Genomic DNA, 18,618 nt, shown 5'->3' with positions numbered 1-18,618 from the left:
GTCATTGCCGACACGGTGCGGTGCGGATTCAGATGTGCGGATTCAGAAGTGCAGCCAGGCCGCCACGCCCAGAGCCACGCCCACCACACCGACGCCGATGGTGGCGTATTCCATCCAGCGGCGGCGGGTCAGCAACGCGATGGCTGCCAGCGCAATGCCGATCTGTAGCGCGGTGGTGGCCTGGGCCCAGCGGTGATGCAGGTGCATCTGCCCCTCGCTGCGGTGGTCCCATTCCTGCGATTCAGCTTCCAGCTTTTCGGCTTTGGCCTTGATCTCGTTCTTCTCGGTTTCGTAACGGGCGACCTTGTCGCGGTACTTGGCCTTCTGCTCGTCGCTGGGCGTCAGCTCAATGGCCAGTTCCGCCAGGTTCTGCTTGCTGCTCTTGGCCTGGAAGTAGTTCCACTGGTTGGCAGCTTCCGTCTTGGTGATGGCTGCGTTGTTCTTGTAGAGCCCGGCGTTGGCCTGTGTGGCGCCGCCCATGTAGCTGAAGAAGGCGCCCACGGTGGCGAGGATGGCGGTGATGACCGCGAGTTGGCCGCCCAGGCCTTTGGGCTCATGCTGGGCGGCGTGCTCCAGCTCGTGGTCATGCGGGCCGTGGACATGGAAATGACTGCCGGACATTCAAACTCCAGAAGGGAATCGTAGGGGTGTGAGAGGGGTGTGACAGGGGTGTAAGAGGGCGCAAGAGAGGCGCGGCGGCCGGTCAGCCGGCCTGAACCCGCTGATAGCGGACAAAGTCGTAATGCCAGCCATGGCCTTGGTCGGCAGGGCTGAGATGGCGTTCACGCGAGATCTCCTTGAAGCGCTGACGATCCACCGGGGGGAAGTGGGCGTCGGCCTCGAAGGTGTGGTCGATCTCTGTCAGATCAAGCGTGTCCGCCAGGGGCAGTGTCTGGCTGTAGATCTGCGCGCCGCCCATCACATAGACGGCTTCATCTGCCGCACAAGCCGCCAGCGCGGCTTCCACGGTGGGGAAGACTTCTGCGCCGTCCAGCACCAGACCGGGCTGGCGGGAGAGCACCAGGTTGCGGCGCTCCACCAACGGGCGAAATTTCGGGGGGATGGAGTCCCAGGTCTTGCGGCCCATCAGCACGGTATGGCCCAGGGTGAGGGCCTTGAAACGCGCCATGTCCTTGGGCAGCCGGCACAGCAGCTCATTGTCCCGGCCGATGCCGCCTGCGCGGTCCAGCGCCGCGATGAGGGTCAGGTGAGGCATGGGGGAGGGCTCCAGTCAGTCGGCGCCAGGCGCCTGGGGTCGGTCAAACCGCTGGATTCTAGGGCCGGGCTAGACGAGTCTTGGATGCCGCATCGCCGGTGGAGTGGCCTTCAGCCTCAGCACCTGCACCACCACGCCCACCAGATAGATCACGAACACCACCCCCAGCACCTTCGCGAGTTGAGGATCTTCCGGACCGGTGAAAAGCGGCGCGCCCTGCGGGAAGCGTGAAAAGGTCTCGGTGATGCCAGGGATGAAGTGGAAGAAGAGCGTCGTCGAGAACCCGATGGTCTCCACATATGGAGACAGGCGCCCGAACAGGCCTTTGGCGCCTGCGGCCACTGCAATGGCCAGCACCACCAAGGTCAGGATGCCCAGCACGTGGGCAATGTTGAAGCCGCCGTGCTGGAAGATGCCGAAGCCCGTCAGGGCGGTTAACGCCGTGGTCCAGGTGTAGAGCGAGGTCAGTGGCCGGTCGGTAGTGAGGCCGCCGTAGCGCACCACGGTGCCGATGCCGGCAACAAGGGCAATCAGGCCTACCGCGGTATGCACCGCGCCAAGTGTTGTCAATCCAAGCATGGGCTCCTCCTTCGTGGGCGGGTAAAAGAACGGGCGCGGGCGGATCAGAGACCCGCCCTTTAGAAGTTGCCCACCATCTTGGGAGACACCGGGCCGTCACACAAGTTAAAAGTCATTAAGCAAGCGCTGCATAAGCCCCGCGAGCCGAGGTGGCCCTGATGCCGTGGCGCTTGTGACAGGGCGGTGGGGCCCTACGTCATCTGATTCGTTCCGTCACGGTGATGGCGGCCGGCCGCACCTGTGACAGCCTCAGGAATTCCCGATCAATTGCTCACTGAATCTTTCATCCAAGCCGGCTATCCTCGCGCCGAATTTCTCCGCCTCTGGTGATTCGCTTGTCCTCGACCTCCGTCCCCCGTCATGCCGATCATGACGGCAGCCCCGGTAATTCCCCCTGGCTGTCCGTGCTGATCCCCGTCTACAACGTCAAGAACTACCTGCGGGAATGCCTGGCCTCGGTGCTGGCCCAGGCCGATGCCGGCGTCGAAGTCTGGATGGCGGATGACTGTTCATCCGATGGCACGACGGAACTGGTGCAGGCGCTGGTGGCGGAACATGCGGGCGGGCCGGTGCCGGTCCGTGCGCTGATCCAGACCCGGAACCAGGGGCCTTCCGTCTCCCGCAATGCGCTGCTGCAGCAAGCCCGTGGCGAGTACATCTGGTTCCTGGATGCGGACGATTGCCTGCAGCCAGGCGCCATGGCGCGGCTGCGCGAGGTGGTCGATCAGCACGCGCCTGGTTTGGTCATGTGCGACTTCGCCATGCTGCGCCTGCGCAAGAAGCTCAAATACCGGTTGCGCGGGGAGATGCACCGCCACACCTTTTTTGGGCCGGAGCGGCAACTGATCAGCGATCCGGCCGTCCTGTTGCGCGGGCTATTCGAAGCGGGCCACCTGCACGTGTGGTCCAAGATCGCGAAGCGGCAGGTGTGGGGCGAGCAGCTGCGCTTTCCCGTGGGACGTTATTTCGAAGACGTGACCCTGACGCCGCGCCTGGTGCTGCAGGCTGGCAGCGTTTGGTATGAACCCGAGGTGTGGGTGGCGTATCGCCAGCATGAGGGCTCGATTCTGGCCACACCCAACCTGATCAAGGCGGACCATCAGGTGCATGCATTGGTCACCCTGCGGGAGACGGCGGACCGGCTGGGGCTGGACGAACATGCGCGTTTCCCCTGGGCCCACTTCGTGGCGTGTGCCTTCATCGGCGCGTCGCGCACGGCCGAGCGGGGGCTGCCGGGGCGTTGGGGCGGCACGGTCGCGGTGTTCCGGCAGGCCTTTGAGCAGTCGAGCCCGCTGTCAACGCGGGCGTTGCTCCAGGCCTATCTCTGGCGGGGCTGGTGGGGCCGGGCCATCCGGCTGGCCTATTGGCTCAAGCGTGCCGAGGGGGAGTCCACCATGGCAGCGGACAGCGGCTTCGCCTGACGCCGGACGCCGGACGCCGCGGGGCATCTCCTTCAGTTTGAGGATGTCCGCCGTGGGTTGTCACATCATTGCAGTGGCACCATGGGAGCATGTTCCCATCGCCTCCAGATGGGGCGCCGGGAGTGCCGTGTGGGGATCTGGTTCAACCAAATCGCGAAGGCCAGGGAGCGTGCGCAGGATCTCGATATTCCTGCGCTGGCCGCTTATGCCAAGGACAAGACGCCCCGCGAGCTCAGTTCCGGCCCCCAACTGACGGACCGCCTGAACTTCCTGCAGCAGACCCTGGGCGATGACAAGTCCTCCACCCAGGTGCTGGAGCGCATCATTGCGGGCAATGAGCTGCAGGATGTGAACTACCTGGAGCGAGGCACCCTGGCCGCCCGGTCGGTGGCCCGCGTGGTGATTCGCGACGCGGGTGGCCGGCTGCAGGGCTACGGCACCGGTTTCCTGATTGCACCGAATGTGCTGCTCACCAACAACCACGTGCTGCCGTCGCAGACGGATTGCGTGCGCTCCATCGCTCAATTCGGGTACGAGCTTGATATTGAGGGGCATGAGCTCAACGCGGTGAATTTCGAGCTCGATCCTGCGGCGCTTTATTTCACCAGCAAGGACCTCGACTTCACCGTGGTGGCAGTGGCCTCCGCATCCGGCGTGGGGGCGGTCAGCCTGAGCCGCTATGGTTATCTGCCGCTGCTGGGCGTCACCGGCAAGGTAGCGGACGGGGAGTGGCTTACCATCGTTCAACATCCCAGCGGTGAGCGCAAGCAGCTCTGCGCGCGGGAGAACAAACTGATCCGTCGCACCGACGAAGTGCTCTGGTACACCACCGACACGCTGGGCGGATCGTCAGGTTCACCGGTGTTCAGCAATGACTGGCTGGTGGTGGCGCTGCATCACTCCGGCATCCCCGCCGAGGTCAATGGCCGGATCCAGACCATCTTCGGGCGGGACTTTGATGCATCGGTCGACAAGGAGCAGGACATCAAGTGGATTGCCAACGAGGGCATCCGGGTCTCGCGCATTGTGGATTTGCTGCAGAAGTCATTGCCGGGCCATCCGCTGCTGGGGCCCGTCTTCAACCTGACGCCAGCAGAGGCGGTGGGTGTTTCGGACGGATCGCCGCCGCCTGTTCTTCCCGATTCAAAGGTAACTTCGATGAGCAACACACCTTCGTTTCCTGTCACCGTCACGCTCTCCATCAGCGCGGATGGCGGCGTTTCCGTATTGGGGTCGGGCCTGACCAGCGGGGAGTCCCTGAACCTGGAGGCCAGGAAGACGGAAGCCGCCAAGGCGCCCGCATTTGATGTGCCGTTTGACGCCACCTACAAGGACCGCAAGGGTTTTGATGTGGCATTCCTGGACTCGAACGACGCCGCGCTGGCGGTGAACCTGCCGACCTTGAGCGAAGCCCTGTCGCAGGAAACGGCCAAGCTGATTGCCGACCCTTCCAAGGACGTGCTGGACTATCACGGGTACAGCGTGGTGCTGCATCGGCAGCGGCGGCTGGCGGTCTATTCAGCCGCCAACATCGATTTCGGTGGGCGGTATGACATGGGCCGGCCCGCCGACGTCTGGCGCCAGGATCCCCGGGTGGCGGCGGACGCCCAGCTGACGAATTTCTATTACGCCAACAACCAGTTCGATCGCGGTCACCTGACGCGCCGGGAGGACATGGAATATGGCACCACCCGGCTGAAGGCGCTGGTGAGCGCGGCGGACACCTGCCACTGGTCCAACTGCACGCCGCAACATGCGAAGTTCAACCAGGGCAAGGAACTGTGGCAAGGGCTGGAGCGACATCTGCTGGAAGATGCGATCAAGCTGGATCAGTTCCGGGCCCAGGTCATGACCGGCCCGGTGCTGGATGAGGGTGACCCGACCTGGTCCAAGTTTCCGAAGATCCAGTACCCGGTGAAGTATTGGAAGGTGGTGGCCGCGCTGACGGACGAGGGCAAGCTGTTTGCCACGGCCTACATCCTGGATCAGTCGGACGTCATCGATGAGTTCGGGATCGAGGCGGAGCGGGCGGTGCCGTTTGATGCCTACAAGACCTTCCAGGTGCCGATTGCGGAGGTGGAACGGTTGACGGGCCTGACCTTCACGGGTGGCCCGGCGGCTCAGCCGTTTTCGCTGTCCGATGTCGATCCACTCGCCGCCAGTAGCGCGCGGCGGCGGGTGCGCCGCAACCGGGTGCGAGCCCAGGAGTCTGCCGCAGTGGCGGCGGCGCCGGATGGCTGGCTGTTGTTGGAGAGTGTGGATTCGGTGGTCAGGCCGGGCTGAATCGTCCCTCCCAACCGTACGTTTTGCCGGTGCGGGGATACTGGGGCACAGAAGCATTTGCCGCCAAGGAAACCCCATGACCCGCCCTTATGCGCCCAAGAACCGGGCCCTGTTTGACGAAGGCCTTGCCACGCGCCGCGAGGTGCTCGGCGCTGACGTGGTGGACGCCGCCATCCACAACGCGACCGACTTCAACATCGACATGCAGGAGCTGGTGACCCAGTACTGCTGGGGCGATGTCTGGAACCGGCCCGGGCTGGAGCGCAAGACCCGCTCCCTGTTGAACCTGGCGATGTTGACCGCCCTGAACAAGCCGCATGAGCTGAAGCTTCATGTGAGCGGAGCGTTGAACAACGGCGTGACACGGGAAGAGATCAAGGAGGTGCTTCTGCAAACCGCGATCTATTGCGGTGTACCCGCCGCCATGGATGCGTTCCGTTCGGCGGGCGAGGTGTTCAAGGAATTGGACAAGTCCAGCTGAAGCCTGCGTGCTGAACGCAGCTGTTGCTCACCGGCGAGGACCGGGTGGCCGCCCGACAAAATGACCGAGAATTCATCGGCCATTGCCGCCACCGAGCGGCCCCAGCTGCCGAGCCCCGATGACCGAACCCACCTTTCGCCCCGCCTCCCTTGAGCCCTCAGCAGAACAGTTGGCGGTCCAGACAGCCCGGGTGCGTCATCTGCTCGTGGAAGCCAATGCGGGCGCTGCCAAGACGACCACGCTGGCCCTGCGCATGGCCCAGGCCCTGGCGCGGGGCGCGAAGCCCGGGATGTTGCTGGCCCTGACCTACACCGAACCCGCCGTGCAGGCCCTGCTGGACCGGCTCCGCCACATCGGCGTGGCAGAAGCGGACATCGCTGGCATGCACCTGCATACCTTTGAATCGTTCAGCGCCTTCATCCTGGAGCGCATGGAGGGGGCTCGTGTGCTGCCGCTGCGCACGCAGGAGCAGGTGAAGCCTTATGTGCTGCAGGCGATGGAACGCGCTCGCACGTTGCCTGAAGAGCGCTATCCCGAGCTGCTGACGAGCGGCGCAGCACCGGCCGAACTCGTTGAAGGCCTTTTGAAATCCTTTGTGCTGCTGAAGGGCCGTCTGGCCCTCGAACGTCTGGATGAAGGAACGTTGATGTCCCCGGACACGGCCGAAGATCTGGGCATCGACTACGCCACCTTGCGCATCCGCAACGCTTATGAGTGGCTGCGCCGGGGCGGCCATCCGGACCACCCGGCCTTCCGCTACCTGGGTGACGCCAGCTACGACCTGGCCCGTGCCGCGCTGGATGGGCAACTGTTCTTCGACCACTCGCCGCTGGATCTGGGGCTCGCACTCATCGTGGTGGATGAGATGCACGACACCAACCGCGCGATGTTCACCATCCTGCAGGCCTTGCTGCAGCGCAACCGACGTGCGGCCTTTGTGGGTGTGGGCGACCGCGACCAGGTGATCCATTCACAAGCTGGGGCAGAAGCCGGCTTCATGAAGGAATACTTCGTCCAGGAGATCGGTACCCCCATGCGCTTGCCCCTGACCGGCTCCTACCGCTTCGGTTCTTCGCTGGCCCGCGCGGCTGGCGCGTTGGCTCACAAGCCGTATGAGTCTTTCAGCCAGGTGGGGACGACCATCCACCATCTGCACGCCGAATCTCCGGCGGTGCTGGCCAGCCTGGTGGCTCGCCTGGCGCGAGACCACATGGCGCAGGAGGAGCTGGAGACGCTGCGCGTGCTGCTGCGCCGGCCTGCGCAATCCATCCTGCTGGAACGGGCACTGTTGGCGTTGGGTGTGGACTACCAGGCGGAGGGCTTCCAGTCCTTCCTGCGCCGTCGGGAAGTGCTGCTGGTGCGAGGCATGCATGCCTACTGCACGGACGACTACACAGGGTTTGAAGACACTGCCCTGCGCGAGGACACCTTGTCGGCGATGCTGCTCTTTGCCGGTGCCTGGATCGAGAGTCATGAGTTGCGCCATGTGGATGCCGTCACGGCGCAGCGCCAGGCCGTGCGGGAAGCGGCATCGATGCCTGATGGCATGCGCGCCTTCATCGAAAACCAGATTCTCCGCAATGCCGACCCGGCCGCGCATGCGCTCCTGGGGGCGGGCATGGCCGTGCTGTCATCGGGTGATCTGGGGACCTTTGGTGCGGACTTCCTGCGGGAGCTGCGGCCCACGGAACTGGCGGGCAGGGCGCTTGTTCGCCGGGACGATGTGGACCAGGTGAATGAAAACCTGAAGGCGCTGGTGGAGATGGTGATGCTGGAGTCGGGGGCGACGCTGCCCGACGTTTTCCGCCTGCTGCACGAGATGGACGCACGCCGCTCACGGATGCGGGCGAACCGGCGGCTGGCCTTGTCCAGCATTGAAGCGGCCAAGGGGCTGGAGTTCGATCACGTGGTCATCCCCAACCTGTCTCGCGGGGAGTTCCAGGGCGGGGAAGTGGGGCTCACGGAGAACCGGAACCTGCTCTATGTGGCGATGACGCGAGCCAGGCACCGCTTGACGCTGGGGTTTGATCCAGGGCGGCCGTCGAAGTTCTTGGTGGAGGCGGGGCTGATAAAAGGGGAGGCTTGATTTCTTTCAAGTCAACGGCGCCCTCACCAGGGAAGATTTGATGGACACGGGCCGCCCTCCATGCTCCGTATGATGAGACCGCGGGCGAACGTAGACCAAGGAGGACATGTCCATGAAGACCCTGGCCAACATTTTCATCACCGGTTGGATCCTGGCAATGCCGGCGCAAGCGGCCTTGGCCGCTCCGCCGCCCGATGTGGCCGATCTCGTCGGCGCGCGCGGTAGTTCCGGCGAAACCCAGATGCAGGCGCGCGGCTACAGCTTCGTCCGTGCCTCTCGCGTGAGAGACGAGTCCTGGACCTTCTGGTGGAGCGATGTGCAGAAGGCCTGCGTGGCGGTGTCAACGGTGGACGGTCGGTACGCGAGCCTCGAACGCGTGCCTGAGACGAACTGCAAGGCGCAGTCGCAGAGCCAGACAGACGACCGCCTTTCCCTCGTGTGCTTCGGCGAAGGCGAGCACACCACCTACGAATCGCACAGCGGCCTCGAATACAACAACGACAAGAAGAAGTACGAGACGGCCGAACGCCTGGAGTCCGAAAAGAAAAAGTTTCAGACCGCCGTCTCCCTCGAAATTGACGGCGGCAACGGGCGCATTCACCTGGAGAAGGTGATGATCCCTCCGCTCAATTCGGGAGGATCGGAAGGCTGGTGGCCGCTGCGTGATCTGCGGGTGGAGCCGGATGCCATCTCCGGCCATTTCAAACTGAACGCCCTGAACAGTCCGACCATCAGAATCGATCGCCGAACGGGACTCATCACGGTCAAGGGCATCGAGACCTTTACCGGCAAGTGCGACAAGACGGAATCCGGGGCGCGCAGGTTCTGACCCGGCAGGATCAGATCAAACCGCCACCGGCGCCTTGATCCCCGCATGATGCTCATAGCCCAGCAGCTCGAAATCCTCGAACTCGTAGTCGAAGATTGACGCCGGACGGCGCTTGATCTGCATGGTGGGGTAGGGGAAGGGCGCCCGGCTCAGCTGCGTCTGCACCTGCTCGAAATGATTCGAGTAGATGTGGCAATCGCCCCCGGTCCAGATGAAGTCTCCCAGCCCCAGGTCACATTGCTGGGCCAGCATCATCGTCAGCAGCGCATAGCTGGCGATGTTGAAGGGCACGCCCAAAAAGATGTCCGCGCTGCGCTGGTAGAGCTGGCAGGAAAGCTTGCCGTCCGCCACATAGAACTGGAAGAACGCATGGCAGGGCATCAGCGCCATCTGGTCCAGGTCCGCCACGTTCCACGCGCTCACGATGATGCGGCGTGAATCCGGGCTGTTCTTCAACTGCTGAACCACCTGGCTGATCTGATCGATGTGACCACCATCCGGCTTGGGCCAGTTGCGCCACTGCACGCCATACACCGGGCCCAGGTCGCCATCTTCCCGCGCCCATTCGTTCCAGATCGTGCAGCCGCGTTCCTGCAGCCACTTGACGTTGGAATCCCCGCGCAGGAACCACAGAAGCTCAAGGATGATGGACTTCAGGTGCACCTTCTTGGTGGTCACCAGCGGGAAGCCCTCGTTGAGGTCAAAGCGCATCTGGTGCCCAAACACGCTGCGCGTGCCGGTGCCTGTGCGGTCGCCCTTGGCCACACCATGCTCGAACACATGGCGCATGAAGTCTTCATATTGATGGCGAACGGGGCGGGTCACAGGCTGGGCGTCGGCGGTCATGGCAACATTCTAGTTGGCAGGTCGCCGCCCCCGGCCCGCGCAGGGCTTCAGGCGATCAATAGCCGACCGTGAACCGCGCGCGCGAGTGCTGAGGGGCCTCGATCTCGTTGACCAGGGCGATGGCAAAGTCCTCCATCGTGATGCGGCTTGCACCGGAAGCATCAGCCAGCAACTGGTCACCACCGATACGGAACTTGCCGGTGCGCTCGCCAGGCTCAAACAGCGCGGAGGGCGAGATGAACGTCCAGTCGATGTCCTTTTCTGGCCGCAGCGCGTTCAGGAACACACGGCCCGCCAAGGCCTCGGCCTTGTAGGCGTCGGGGAAGTTGGGCGTGTCGACCACGGCCACGCCAGGAGCAACCTCCAGGCTGCCGGCGCCGCCGACCACCAGCACGCGAGGCACGCCGGCCTGGCGGGCTGCGCTGAGAACGGTCTCGGCATCACTGCCGCCGTCAAAACGCGTGGCGCTGACGATGGCGTCATGGCCTTTCAGTACGCCGGACAGGGCGGCCGCATCGGTGGCATCAGCCGCCTGCACCGTCAGGCCCTTGCGCGGCGCAACGTCAGCGATGTTGCGGGCGATACCGGTGACCGTGTGGCCACGCTCCAGCAGTTCGTTGGCGATTCGGGAACCGGCGCGGCCGGTGATGCCGAGGATAGCGATATGACTCATGTGTGTTCCTGGAAGACGTGGATGAAGCCTTGGCGGCTTGCATTGACGTTGAATTGAGGATGTGAATCCTAAATTTCTTCGCGTGAACGAAAAAGCAGTAAAAATGCGCTTCTTTGTTGCATGGATCGACGCAATGCATGCGATCGATCACCGCCATGGACCGTCTGACCGCCGCCGAAGTGTTTGTGAGCATTGCCTCGCGAGGCAGCCTGACCGGCGCCGCCGATGCCCTGGGCATGTCGCGGCCCATGGTCTCGCGTTATCTGGCAGAGATGGAGCAATGGGCCGGCGCGCGGTTGCTGCACCGCACGACCCGGCGGGTGAGCCTCACCCCCGCCGGGGAAGAAGCACTGGCACGTTGCCAGCGCCTGCTGGAAGTAGCGACCAGCATGCCGGCCACGTCCGCAGCGGGCGAGGATGTGCCGCGTGGCCTGCTGCGTATTGCAAGCTCCCAGTCGCTGGCGCAGGAGGTGCTGGCGACGGCCGTGGCCGACTATCTGCGTCGCTGGCCGCAGGTCGCCATCGACCTGCATATTGACGCTCGGGCGGTTAACCTGGTGGAAGACCGCATCGACCTGGCGATCCGCATCACCGACGACATCGATCCCAATCTCATCGCACGCCGACTTGGGCAGTGTGAATCGGTGGTGTGTGCCTCACCCGCCTGGGTGGCTGCGCACGGCATGCCGCAGCGTGCCGAAGACCTGGCCATCCACAACTGCCTGACCTATTCGTACTTCGGCAAGAGCCTGTGGGAGTTTGACCATGCGGGCCAGCGCATCGCTGTGCCGGTGGGCGGCAACCTGAGTGCCAATGAGACCCACGTGCTGCTTGCCGCAGCCCTGCAGGGCGCCGGTATCGTCCAGCAGCCGCAGTACTCGGTGGCGCCGCTCATTGCGCAGGGGCGGCTGGTGGTGTTGTTGCCCGACTACCGTCCACGCGCGATGGGTGTGCACGGCATCTACACATCGCGCCGGCAGATGAGCACGGCGCTGCGCACGCTGATCGACTTCCTGGCCGAGTGGTTTGCGCGCCCGGATTGGTGGATCTCGGGCGAACCGCTCAGTGGTTGAACTGCAGCGCCGCCAGGCGCGCATACAAGCCGCCCTGGGCCACCAGATCGGCATGTCTGCCTTGTTCAACGATGCGACCCTGGTCCATCACGATGATGCGGTCCGCACGCTGGACCGTGGCCAGCCGGTGCGCAATGACCAGGGTGGTGCGGTCCCGCATGGCTTCGTCCAGCGCTTGCTGCACCAGGCGTTCGCTCTCGGCATCCAGCGCGCTGGTGGCTTCGTCCAGCAGCAGCAACGGGGCGTTCTGCAACATGGCGCGGGCGATGGCAATGCGCTGGCGCTGGCCACCGGAGAGGCGTACGCCGCGCTCGCCCAGGAAGCTGTCATAACCCTGCGGCAATTGCTCGATGAATTCATGCGCATGCGCAGACCGGGCCGCTGCGATGACTTCTTCACGGCTGGCGTCCGGGCGGCCATAGCGGATGTTGTCCAGGGCCGTGGCTGAAAAGATCACGCTCTGCTGCGGCACCAGCGCCATGCGTGCCCGCAGTTCGGCCAGGCGCACGCGGTCCACCGCCACGCCGTCCACCACGATGTCGCCGCCCTGCACGTCATAGAAGCGCTGCAGCAGCTGCAGCACCGTGCTCTTGCCGGCGCCGCTGGGCCCCACCAGGGCGACGGTTTCGCCGGGGGCAATGTCCAGGTCGAAGGAGGCGAGGGCGGCACGGTCCGGCCGGGACGGGTAGTGGAAGCGCACGTGACGGAACTGCACATGCGCAGGCCCTTCCACCGGCGTCATGACCAGCGGCGTCGCCGGGTCGGCCACTGGCGAGCGCGCGGCCAGCAGTTCCATCAACCGTTCGGTGGCGCCAGCGGCCCGCAGCAGGTCTCCCCAGACTTCGGCCAGCACCGCCACGGAGGAGACCAGCAGGATCACATAGACCACCGTCTGGCCCAGGTGGCCCGCCGTGATGTGCCCCGCCATCACCGCCTGCGTGCCCTGGTACAGGCCCCACAGCAGCGCCCCGAAGGTGGCGGTGATGATGAAGGCGACCAGGAACGACCGCACCTTGGTGCGCTTGCGGGCGGTGTCGAACGCCGCCTCGCTGGCCACGCCAAAGCGTGCCGCTTCACGGGCCTCCTGGGCGTGGGACTGCACCACCGTGATGGCGTTGAGCATCTCCGCAGCAATGGCGCTGGTGTCCGCCACCCGGTCCTGGCTGGCCCGGGACAGGCGCCGTACACGGCGGCCGAAGAACATGGCCGGCAGCACCACCAGCACCAGGATGCCCATCACCTGGCTCATCACCCAGGGGTTGGTTGCAATCAGCAGCCCCACCGCGCCCAGGCCCATGATCATGTTGCGCAGACCCATGGAGAGGCTGGAGCCAACAATGCTCTGGATGACGGTGGTGTCCGTCGTGATGCGGCTGATGACCTCGCCGGTTTGCGTGGTCTCGAAGAATTCGGGGCTTTGACGCAACACATGGGCGTAAACCGCACTGCGCAGATCCGCGCTGACGCGTTCACCCAGCCAGGTCACCGCATAGAAGCGCAGTGCCGAGAAGAGTCCCAGCGCGGCACCCACGGCAAACAGCCCCAGGAAGTGTTCGCGCAGGGCCATCAGCCGGTCGCCCGGGTTGGCCGAGACCAGGCCCTGGTCAATCAATTGGCGCAGCGCCAGCGGGAACACCAGCGTCGAGACTGCCGCCAGGATCAGGAAGAGCACCGCCGCCGCAATCCGTCCCTTGTAGGGGCGCAGAAACGGCCAAAGCGCCGGCCACATGGCGCGCAGCGGCGGGCTGCTGGCGGGTGCCGGCTTGGCAGGAACGTCGACGGGAGAAGCAGCGGTAGCGGGTTGGGCGGACATCGCGGGAGTGTAGGCGGGCTGTCGTGACGGATTGCACGGGCAGGTCAAACCAAGCGCTGCGTGACGCACGTGGGTCAGGGAATACCCCCGGAAGCAAGAGGCCTTTGTCGGTAGGTCGATGGCAAGGCAAATACTGCCTAGGCAATAATTGCGCACCGCTAGCAAATTTATGCTGCCATGAGCCCACCAACCACCCCCAACGAGTTCTACAGCGCTGACAGTTTCACCCGTGAACCGAGCGTGGGCTGGCTGCTGCGTCAAATCAAGCAGTCGATGATCTGCCAGGCGGACAAGCTGCTGGGCAAGCATGACCTGACCCATGCGCAGTGGGCCCCCATGCTGCGCCTGCGCTTCAACGGCCCGATGTCCAGCGCCGCGCTGGCGCGCGAACTCGCGATGGACGGCGGCGCCATGACCCGGTTGCTGGACCGCCTGGAGGCCAAGAACCTGGTGCAGCGCGAACGCTCCACGGAAGACCGCCGGGTGGTGATGGTGTCCCTGACCGAACACGGGCTGACGGTGATGACCCCCGCGCCCGCCATTCTGTCCAAGGTCTCCAACGACCACCTTGCCGGTTTCACCCAGGAAGAGTTCCGCACCCTGATCGGCATGCTGCAACGGATGGTGGCCAATGGCCAGGCCATCCGCGATGCCGGCCATGCGTCCGAGACACCTTCCATCAGCTGTTACCCCATCGACGACGAGGCCTGACCGCCAGCCCGGCGGCCGCCGCACCTCCACGCATCCCTTCATCCAGCTCGCTGACGACAAGCTCTGCCGACAAGAACAACATGATTTCGAGGAACTGTTCCATGACGCCCCTATCGCCCTCATCCCTCCACCGAACCACCCTGGCCTTGGCCATGGGGGCGGCGCTGCTGCTGGTGCTGGCCGCCTGCGCACCGATCCCCAAGCTGGCCGAGCCCGGCCAGGCGCTAGACGGTGATGTCGCCGCCCGCCAACTCGGCCTGACCGCTGGCCAGGGCCAGACCGTTGACCAACAGTGGTGGAAGTCCTTCGGGGATGCCCAGCTGGATGCACTGGTGGACCAGGCCATGGCCCAGTCCCCCTCGCTGGCGCTGGCCCGCGCCCGTATTGCTCGCGCCGCGGCGATGACCGAAAACGCCCAGGCCAACGAGCGCCCCAATGCCTCCCTGGAGGCCAGCGTGACGCGCCAGCGCATCACCGAAAACGGCATCTATCCGGCGCCCCTGGCTGGCAGCGTCCGCACCTTCGGCAATGTGCAGGCCGGCCTGAGCTATGAATGGGATTTCTTCGGCCGCCACGAGGCCGAACTGAAGGCCGCCCTGGGCCAGCAACGCGCAGCTGAAGCCGACGCGGCCGCCGCCCGCCTGAGCGTGGCCAACGCGGTGACCAAGGCCTATGTGGCCCTGGCCCGCAGCCAGGCGCAGAGCCGCCTCCTGGACGATCAGGTCGCCCTGCGCCAGCAAGGCTTTGACCTGGTTCGCCAGCGCTCCAGCGCCGGCCTGGACAACTCCCAGGAGCTGCGCCAGGCCGAAGCGCCGCTGCCGGACCTGCAACGCCAGCAACTGGTGCTGCGTGAGCAGCAGACGCTGCTGCGCAACCAGATCGCCGCGCTGACCGGGCAGGGCCCAAGCGGTGCCGCCCAACTGAACGCCACGCTGCCGCGTGTGCTGGACTGGCAGCAGGAGCCCAACCTGGACCTGCTGGGCCGCCGCCCGGATCTGGCCGCTGCCCGCGCCCGGGTGGAAGCCAGCGCGCAGGACGTGCGCGCCGCCCGCACCCACTTCTATCCCAGCGTCAACCTGAGCGCCTTTGTCGGCCTGAACGCGATCGGGCTGGATGAGCTGTTCAAGGGCAGCAGCCGCCAGTTTGGTGCCGGGCCGGCCCTGAACCTGCCGCTGTTTGATGCCGGCCACCTGCGCGCCAGCCTGCGCGGCAGCGCCGCCGAGCAGGACGCCGCCATCGCCAGCTACAACGGCGCCGTGCTGGACGCCGTGCGCGACGCCAGCGACCAGTTCGCCACGCTGCAGTCGCTGCGCCAGCAGCAGGCCCAGCAGGACGCGCTGGTGGCGAATGCGGAGAGTCAATACAGCCTCGCCAGCCAGCGTTTCAAGGCCGGCCTGGTGAACCGCCTGGCGGTGCTCAATGCCGAACAGTCCCGGGTCACGCAGCAGCGCGGCCAACTGGACCTGCAGGCCCAGACCGTGGATGCGCAGATCAATCTGATCCGTGCCCTGGGCGGCGGTTATGCCGAGCCGGGCCGTGCAGCCACCACCACCCAAGCCGACAAGACCAACGCCCCGCGCGGTTGATCGCCCATCTCGATCACCGCCCGCCACGACAGCCCCGATTTCCGCCGCCATCGCTGCCCCAGTTGCCGCAGCAGTGGCCGCCGTACTGAACATCAAAGAACACGTCAGAAAGTCATCATGAGCGCCAAGCCCGACAACAACACGCCCACGACTCCCGCCGCCGCCAATGGCAATGGCAATGGCCGCAATGGCCAGCGCAAGAAGGGCCTCGCCCTGATCGCCGCCGCCGTCATCATCGGCGGTGTGGGCTACGGTGGCTATCAATGGCTGGTCAGCAGCCGTTATGAAGAGACCGACAACGCCTATGTGCAGGCCAACGTCGTGCAGATCACGCCGCTGGTCGGCGGCACGGTGCGCGCGCTTTATGCGGACGACACCGACTTCGTGAAGGCCGGCCAGAAGCTGGTCAGCCTGGACCCGGCCGATGCCCGCATCGCGCTCGACCAGGCGCAAGCCCAACTGGCCCAGACCGTGCGTGAAGTGCGCACCCTGTTCGCCAACAACAACGGCCTGGCCGCGCAAGTGCAGGTGCGCCAGGCTGAGCAGCAACGTGCCCAGTCCGAAATGACCCGCCTGCAGGCGGACGTTTCGCGCCGCCAGCCCCTGCTGGAAACCGGTGCGGTGAGCAAGGAAGAGCTGGATCACACGCAGGCCCAACTGACGGCCGCCCGTGCCGCCTACACTGCCGCGCAATCGGCGCTGCTGGCCGCGCAGGAGCAACTGCAGTCCAACCAGGCCCTGACCGATGGCGTGGATGTGGAGCAGCACCCCAACGTGCAGCGCGCCGCTTCGCGTTTCCGTGAGGCCTTCCTGGCCTTCCAGCGCGCCGAGCTGGTGGCCCCGGTGGACGGCTGGGTGGCTCGCCGCTCGGTGCAACTGGGCCAGCGCGTGGCCGCCGGCAGCCCGCTGATGGCCGTGGTGGGCCTGCAGCAGGTCTGGGTGGATGCCAACTTCAAGGAAAGCCAGCTCGCCAAGCTGCGTATCGGCCAGGCCGTGACGCTGGAAGCTGACGTCTACGGCAAGAAGACCGAATACCACGGCACCGTGCAGGGCCTGGGCGCGGGCACCGGTGCGGCGTTTGCGCTGCTGCCGGCGCAAAACGCCACCGGCAATTGGATCAAGGTGGTGCAACGGGTGCCGGTGCGCATTGCGCTGGACCCCAAGGAAGTGTCGGAACACCCGCTGCGCGTGGGCCTGTCGATGGACGTGCAGGTGGATGTCCGCAACCAGGACGGCAAGACGCTGGCCCAGGGCCAGAGCCAGGCGCCTGCGCTGCAGACCAACATCTTCGACGCGCAGGAGCGTGCCGCCGATGCGCAGGTGAACCAGATTATTGCCGCGAACCTGGGCAAGAAGGCGGCCAAGGGCGCCAAGACCGGCCCCCACGCCTGATCAAGCGAGACCAGCATGAGTAATGCCGCTCCGGCCGCTCCGGCGGCTCCGGCGCCACTGACCGGTTCAGCCCTGGTGCTGGGAACCGTGTCGCTGTCGTTGGCGACCTTCATGAATGTGCTGGACTCGTCCATTGCCAACGTGTCCTTGCCGGCCATTGCCGGTGACCTGGGCGTCAGTGCGACGCAGGGCACGTGGGTGATCACGAGTTTTGGCGTGGCCAATGCGATTTCGGTGCCGCTCACGGGCTGGCTGACCCAGCGCTTCGGCGCGGTGCGGCTGTTCACGACCAGCGTGTTGCTGTTCGTGCTGGCGTCCTGGCTGTGCGGCTTTGCGCACTCGCTGGAGATGCTGGTGGCCGCCCGGGTGCTGCAGGGCCTGGTGGCGGGGCCGATGATCCCGCTCTCCCAGACGCTGCTGCTGGCCAGTTATCCCAAGCACAAGGCGGGCACGGCCCTGGCCTTATGGGGCGTGACCACCCTCGTGGCACCCGTGGTCGGGCCCTTGCTGGGGGGCTGGATCACGGACAACATGACCTGGCCCTGGATCTTCTACATCAACGTGCCGGTGGGCCTGTTTGCCGCCGGGCTGACGTGGAGCATCTACCGCACCCGGGAGACCCCGATCAAGAAGCTGCCCATCGACAGCGTGGGCCTGGCCCTGTTGGTGTTGTGGGTGGGCGCACTGCAGGTGATGCTGGACAAGGGCAAGGAACTGGACTGGTTTGAATCCGGTCAGATCCAGATCCTGGCCGTGCTGGCGGTGGTGGGCTTCCTGGTCTTTGTGGTGTGGGAGCTGACGGCGGAACACCCGGTGGTGGACCTGCGCCTGTTCGGGCGCCGGAACTTCCTGTTCGGGGCGTCGGTGCTGTCGGTGGCCTACGGGTTGTTCTTCGGCAACGTGGTGCTGCTGCCGCTGTGGCTGCAGCAGTTCATGGGCTACACCGCCACGGCTGCCGGCTTTGCACTGGCGCCGGTGGGCATCCTGGCCATCATGTTGTCCCCGGTGGTGGGGCGCAAGGTGTCCGAGTGGGACCCGCGGCTGATGGCCAGCTTCGCCTTTGTGATGTTCTTCATCGTGCTGCTGATGCGCTCGTTCTTCACGACCGACACCAGCCTGGGCATCATCATGGTGCCGACGGTGCTGCAAGGCGCCGCGTTGGCCTTCTTCTTCATCCCGTTGACGACGCTGACCTTGTCGGGCATCACGCCTGACCGGATCGCGGCAGCGGCGGGCCTGTCGAACTTCGTGCGGATCACCGCCGGGGCGATGGGCACGTCGATCTCGACGACGTTGTGGGAAAACCGGGCCACGCTGCACCACACCCACCTGGTGGAGCATATCGGGCTGGGGGACCCGGTCGCCGGGCAGACGCTGGATACGCTGCAGGGCATGGGCATGAGCTACAACCAGGCCTTGTCCTACCTGAACCGCCTGGTTGACCAGCAGGCGTTTACACGTGCTGCCGACGACATCTTCCTGGCGTCTGCCGTGCTGTTCATTGCGTTGATCGGCTTCGTCTGGATCACCAAGCGGCCGCCGAAAATGGCGGCACCGGTGGACGCCGGTGGGGCGCACTGATGCCACCCAACGTCGCTGACGAGCCGCGCTGACGACCTGCGCTGCCGA

At 65.3% G+C, this 18,618-nt stretch carries 16 protein-coding genes; 10 read left to right on the top strand and 6 right to left on the bottom strand.

The window, feature by feature from the left end:
* Positions 1-42: 42 nt before the first annotated feature.
* The 3 genes from BMY53_RS11550 to BMY53_RS11540 all read right to left on the bottom strand — a co-directional run bounded on the left by BMY53_RS11550 (position 43) and on the right by BMY53_RS11540 (position 1,795).
* Entirely contained in the window at positions 43-621 is a 579-nt protein-coding gene (locus BMY53_RS11550) for a DUF4337 domain-containing protein (protein WP_092946638.1), read from the bottom strand.
* Between the two features lie 82 nt (positions 622-703).
* Entirely contained in the window at positions 704-1,216 is a 513-nt protein-coding gene (locus tag BMY53_RS11545) for a dihydrofolate reductase (RefSeq protein WP_092946637.1), read from the bottom strand.
* A 69-nt stretch (positions 1,217-1,285) separates the two neighbouring features.
* On the bottom strand, positions 1,286-1,795 hold the full coding sequence (locus tag BMY53_RS11540) for a hypothetical protein (protein WP_092946636.1): 510 nt from the start codon (positions 1,793-1,795) through the stop codon (positions 1,286-1,288).
* Positions 1,796-2,130: 335 nt separating this feature from the next.
* Between BMY53_RS11540 and BMY53_RS11535 the strand changes: the two genes are divergently transcribed.
* The 5 genes from BMY53_RS11535 (at position 2,131) to BMY53_RS11515 (ending at position 8,895) form a co-directional block, all read left to right on the top strand.
* Positions 2,131-3,216, top strand: coding sequence for a glycosyltransferase family 2 protein (locus tag BMY53_RS11535; RefSeq protein ID WP_092946635.1), 1,086 nt, complete (start codon positions 2,131-2,133; stop codon positions 3,214-3,216).
* 81 nt (positions 3,217-3,297) lie between these two features.
* Complete coding sequence (locus tag BMY53_RS11530) at positions 3,298-5,499, top strand: DNA/RNA non-specific endonuclease (protein ID WP_092946634.1); 2,202 nt, start codon at positions 3,298-3,300, stop codon at positions 5,497-5,499.
* Between the two features lie 76 nt (positions 5,500-5,575).
* The gene (locus BMY53_RS11525; protein ID WP_092946633.1) at positions 5,576-5,980 is read left to right on the top strand and encodes a carboxymuconolactone decarboxylase family protein; all 405 of its coding nucleotides are present in this window, start codon (positions 5,576-5,578) and stop codon (positions 5,978-5,980) included.
* A 118-nt stretch (positions 5,981-6,098) separates the two neighbouring features.
* Positions 6,099-8,066, top strand: a complete 1,968-nt coding sequence (locus BMY53_RS11520) for a UvrD-helicase domain-containing protein (protein WP_092946632.1) — start codon at positions 6,099-6,101, stop codon at positions 8,064-8,066.
* Between the two features lie 112 nt (positions 8,067-8,178).
* A complete protein-coding gene (locus tag BMY53_RS11515; protein ID WP_218151223.1) occupies positions 8,179-8,895 on the top strand; it encodes a hypothetical protein in 717 nt (238 codons plus the stop codon).
* 15 nt (positions 8,896-8,910) lie between these two features.
* Here the strand turns inward: BMY53_RS11515 and BMY53_RS11510 are convergent, their stop codons facing one another.
* Both BMY53_RS11510 and BMY53_RS11505 read right to left on the bottom strand, forming a co-directional pair.
* Positions 8,911-9,741, bottom strand: coding sequence for a thymidylate synthase (locus BMY53_RS11510; protein ID WP_092946631.1), 831 nt, complete (start codon positions 9,739-9,741; stop codon positions 8,911-8,913).
* A 55-nt stretch (positions 9,742-9,796) separates the two neighbouring features.
* Positions 9,797-10,414 (bottom strand): NAD(P)-dependent oxidoreductase, encoded by a 618-nt coding sequence (locus BMY53_RS11505; RefSeq protein ID WP_092946630.1) that lies wholly within the window; start codon positions 10,412-10,414, stop codon positions 9,797-9,799.
* A gap of 155 nt (positions 10,415-10,569) precedes the next feature.
* Between BMY53_RS11505 and BMY53_RS11500 the strand changes: the two genes are divergently transcribed.
* On the top strand, positions 10,570-11,487 hold the full coding sequence (locus tag BMY53_RS11500) for a LysR family transcriptional regulator (RefSeq protein WP_092946892.1): 918 nt from the start codon (positions 10,570-10,572) through the stop codon (positions 11,485-11,487).
* Here BMY53_RS11500 and BMY53_RS11495 read toward each other — a convergent pair.
* Positions 11,477-13,300, bottom strand: a complete 1,824-nt coding sequence (locus BMY53_RS11495; protein WP_092946629.1) for an ABC transporter transmembrane domain-containing protein — start codon at positions 13,298-13,300, stop codon at positions 11,477-11,479. The two genes, BMY53_RS11500 and BMY53_RS11495, sit on opposite strands and share 11 nt — an antisense overlap.
* Before the next feature lie 177 nt (positions 13,301-13,477).
* On the opposite strand from BMY53_RS11495, the gene BMY53_RS11490 reads away from it, so the two are divergent.
* From BMY53_RS11490 to BMY53_RS11475, 4 genes are all read left to right on the top strand, one after another.
* On the top strand, positions 13,478-14,011 hold the full coding sequence (locus BMY53_RS11490; protein WP_092946628.1) for a MarR family winged helix-turn-helix transcriptional regulator: 534 nt from the start codon (positions 13,478-13,480) through the stop codon (positions 14,009-14,011).
* 101 nt (positions 14,012-14,112) lie between these two features.
* The gene (locus BMY53_RS11485) at positions 14,113-15,597 is read left to right on the top strand and encodes an efflux transporter outer membrane subunit (RefSeq protein ID WP_092946627.1); all 1,485 of its coding nucleotides are present in this window, start codon (positions 14,113-14,115) and stop codon (positions 15,595-15,597) included.
* A 117-nt stretch (positions 15,598-15,714) separates the two neighbouring features.
* Complete coding sequence (locus BMY53_RS11480; protein ID WP_092946626.1) at positions 15,715-16,989, top strand: HlyD/EmrA/EmrK family protein; 1,275 nt, start codon at positions 15,715-15,717, stop codon at positions 16,987-16,989.
* 15 nt (positions 16,990-17,004) lie between these two features.
* Positions 17,005-18,570 (top strand): DHA2 family efflux MFS transporter permease subunit, encoded by a 1,566-nt coding sequence (locus tag BMY53_RS11475; protein WP_092946625.1) that lies wholly within the window; start codon positions 17,005-17,007, stop codon positions 18,568-18,570.
* Positions 18,571-18,618: the final 48 nt, after the last annotated feature.

It is taken from the genome of Roseateles sp. YR242, assembly GCF_900109745.1.
Taxonomy (GTDB): Bacteria; Pseudomonadota; Gammaproteobacteria; order Burkholderiales; family Burkholderiaceae_C; genus Roseateles.
This window is presented reverse-complemented; position numbering and strand designations above follow the sequence as displayed.

Bases quoted from the DNA above. Each gene is read 5' to 3' on its own strand.
- BMY53_RS11550 (WP_092946638.1), bottom strand. From the start codon at position 621: ATGTCCGGCAGTCATTTCCATGTCCACGGCCCGCATGACCACGAGCTG.
- BMY53_RS11545 (WP_092946637.1), bottom strand. From the start codon at position 1,216: ATGCCTCACCTGACCCTCATCGCGGCGCTGGACCGCGCAGGCGGCATC.
- BMY53_RS11540 (WP_092946636.1), bottom strand. From the start codon at position 1,795: ATGCTTGGATTGACAACACTTGGCGCGGTGCATACCGCGGTAGGCCTG.
- BMY53_RS11530 (WP_092946634.1), top strand. From the start codon at position 3,298: ATGGGAGCATGTTCCCATCGCCTCCAGATGGGGCGCCGGGAGTGCCGT.
- BMY53_RS11525 (WP_092946633.1), top strand. From the start codon at position 5,576: ATGACCCGCCCTTATGCGCCCAAGAACCGGGCCCTGTTTGACGAAGGC.
- BMY53_RS11520 (WP_092946632.1), top strand. From the start codon at position 6,099: ATGACCGAACCCACCTTTCGCCCCGCCTCCCTTGAGCCCTCAGCAGAA.
- BMY53_RS11515 (WP_218151223.1), top strand. From the start codon at position 8,179: ATGAAGACCCTGGCCAACATTTTCATCACCGGTTGGATCCTGGCAATG.
- BMY53_RS11510 (WP_092946631.1), bottom strand. From the start codon at position 9,741: ATGACCGCCGACGCCCAGCCTGTGACCCGCCCCGTTCGCCATCAATAT.
- BMY53_RS11505 (WP_092946630.1), bottom strand. From the start codon at position 10,414: ATGAGTCATATCGCTATCCTCGGCATCACCGGCCGCGCCGGTTCCCGA.
- BMY53_RS11500 (WP_092946892.1), top strand. From the start codon at position 10,570: ATGGACCGTCTGACCGCCGCCGAAGTGTTTGTGAGCATTGCCTCGCGA.
- BMY53_RS11495 (WP_092946629.1), bottom strand. From the start codon at position 13,300: ATGTCCGCCCAACCCGCTACCGCTGCTTCTCCCGTCGACGTTCCTGCC.
- BMY53_RS11490 (WP_092946628.1), top strand. From the start codon at position 13,478: ATGAGCCCACCAACCACCCCCAACGAGTTCTACAGCGCTGACAGTTTC.
- BMY53_RS11485 (WP_092946627.1), top strand. From the start codon at position 14,113: ATGACGCCCCTATCGCCCTCATCCCTCCACCGAACCACCCTGGCCTTG.
- BMY53_RS11480 (WP_092946626.1), top strand. From the start codon at position 15,715: ATGAGCGCCAAGCCCGACAACAACACGCCCACGACTCCCGCCGCCGCC.
- BMY53_RS11475 (WP_092946625.1), top strand. From the start codon at position 17,005: ATGAGTAATGCCGCTCCGGCCGCTCCGGCGGCTCCGGCGCCACTGACC.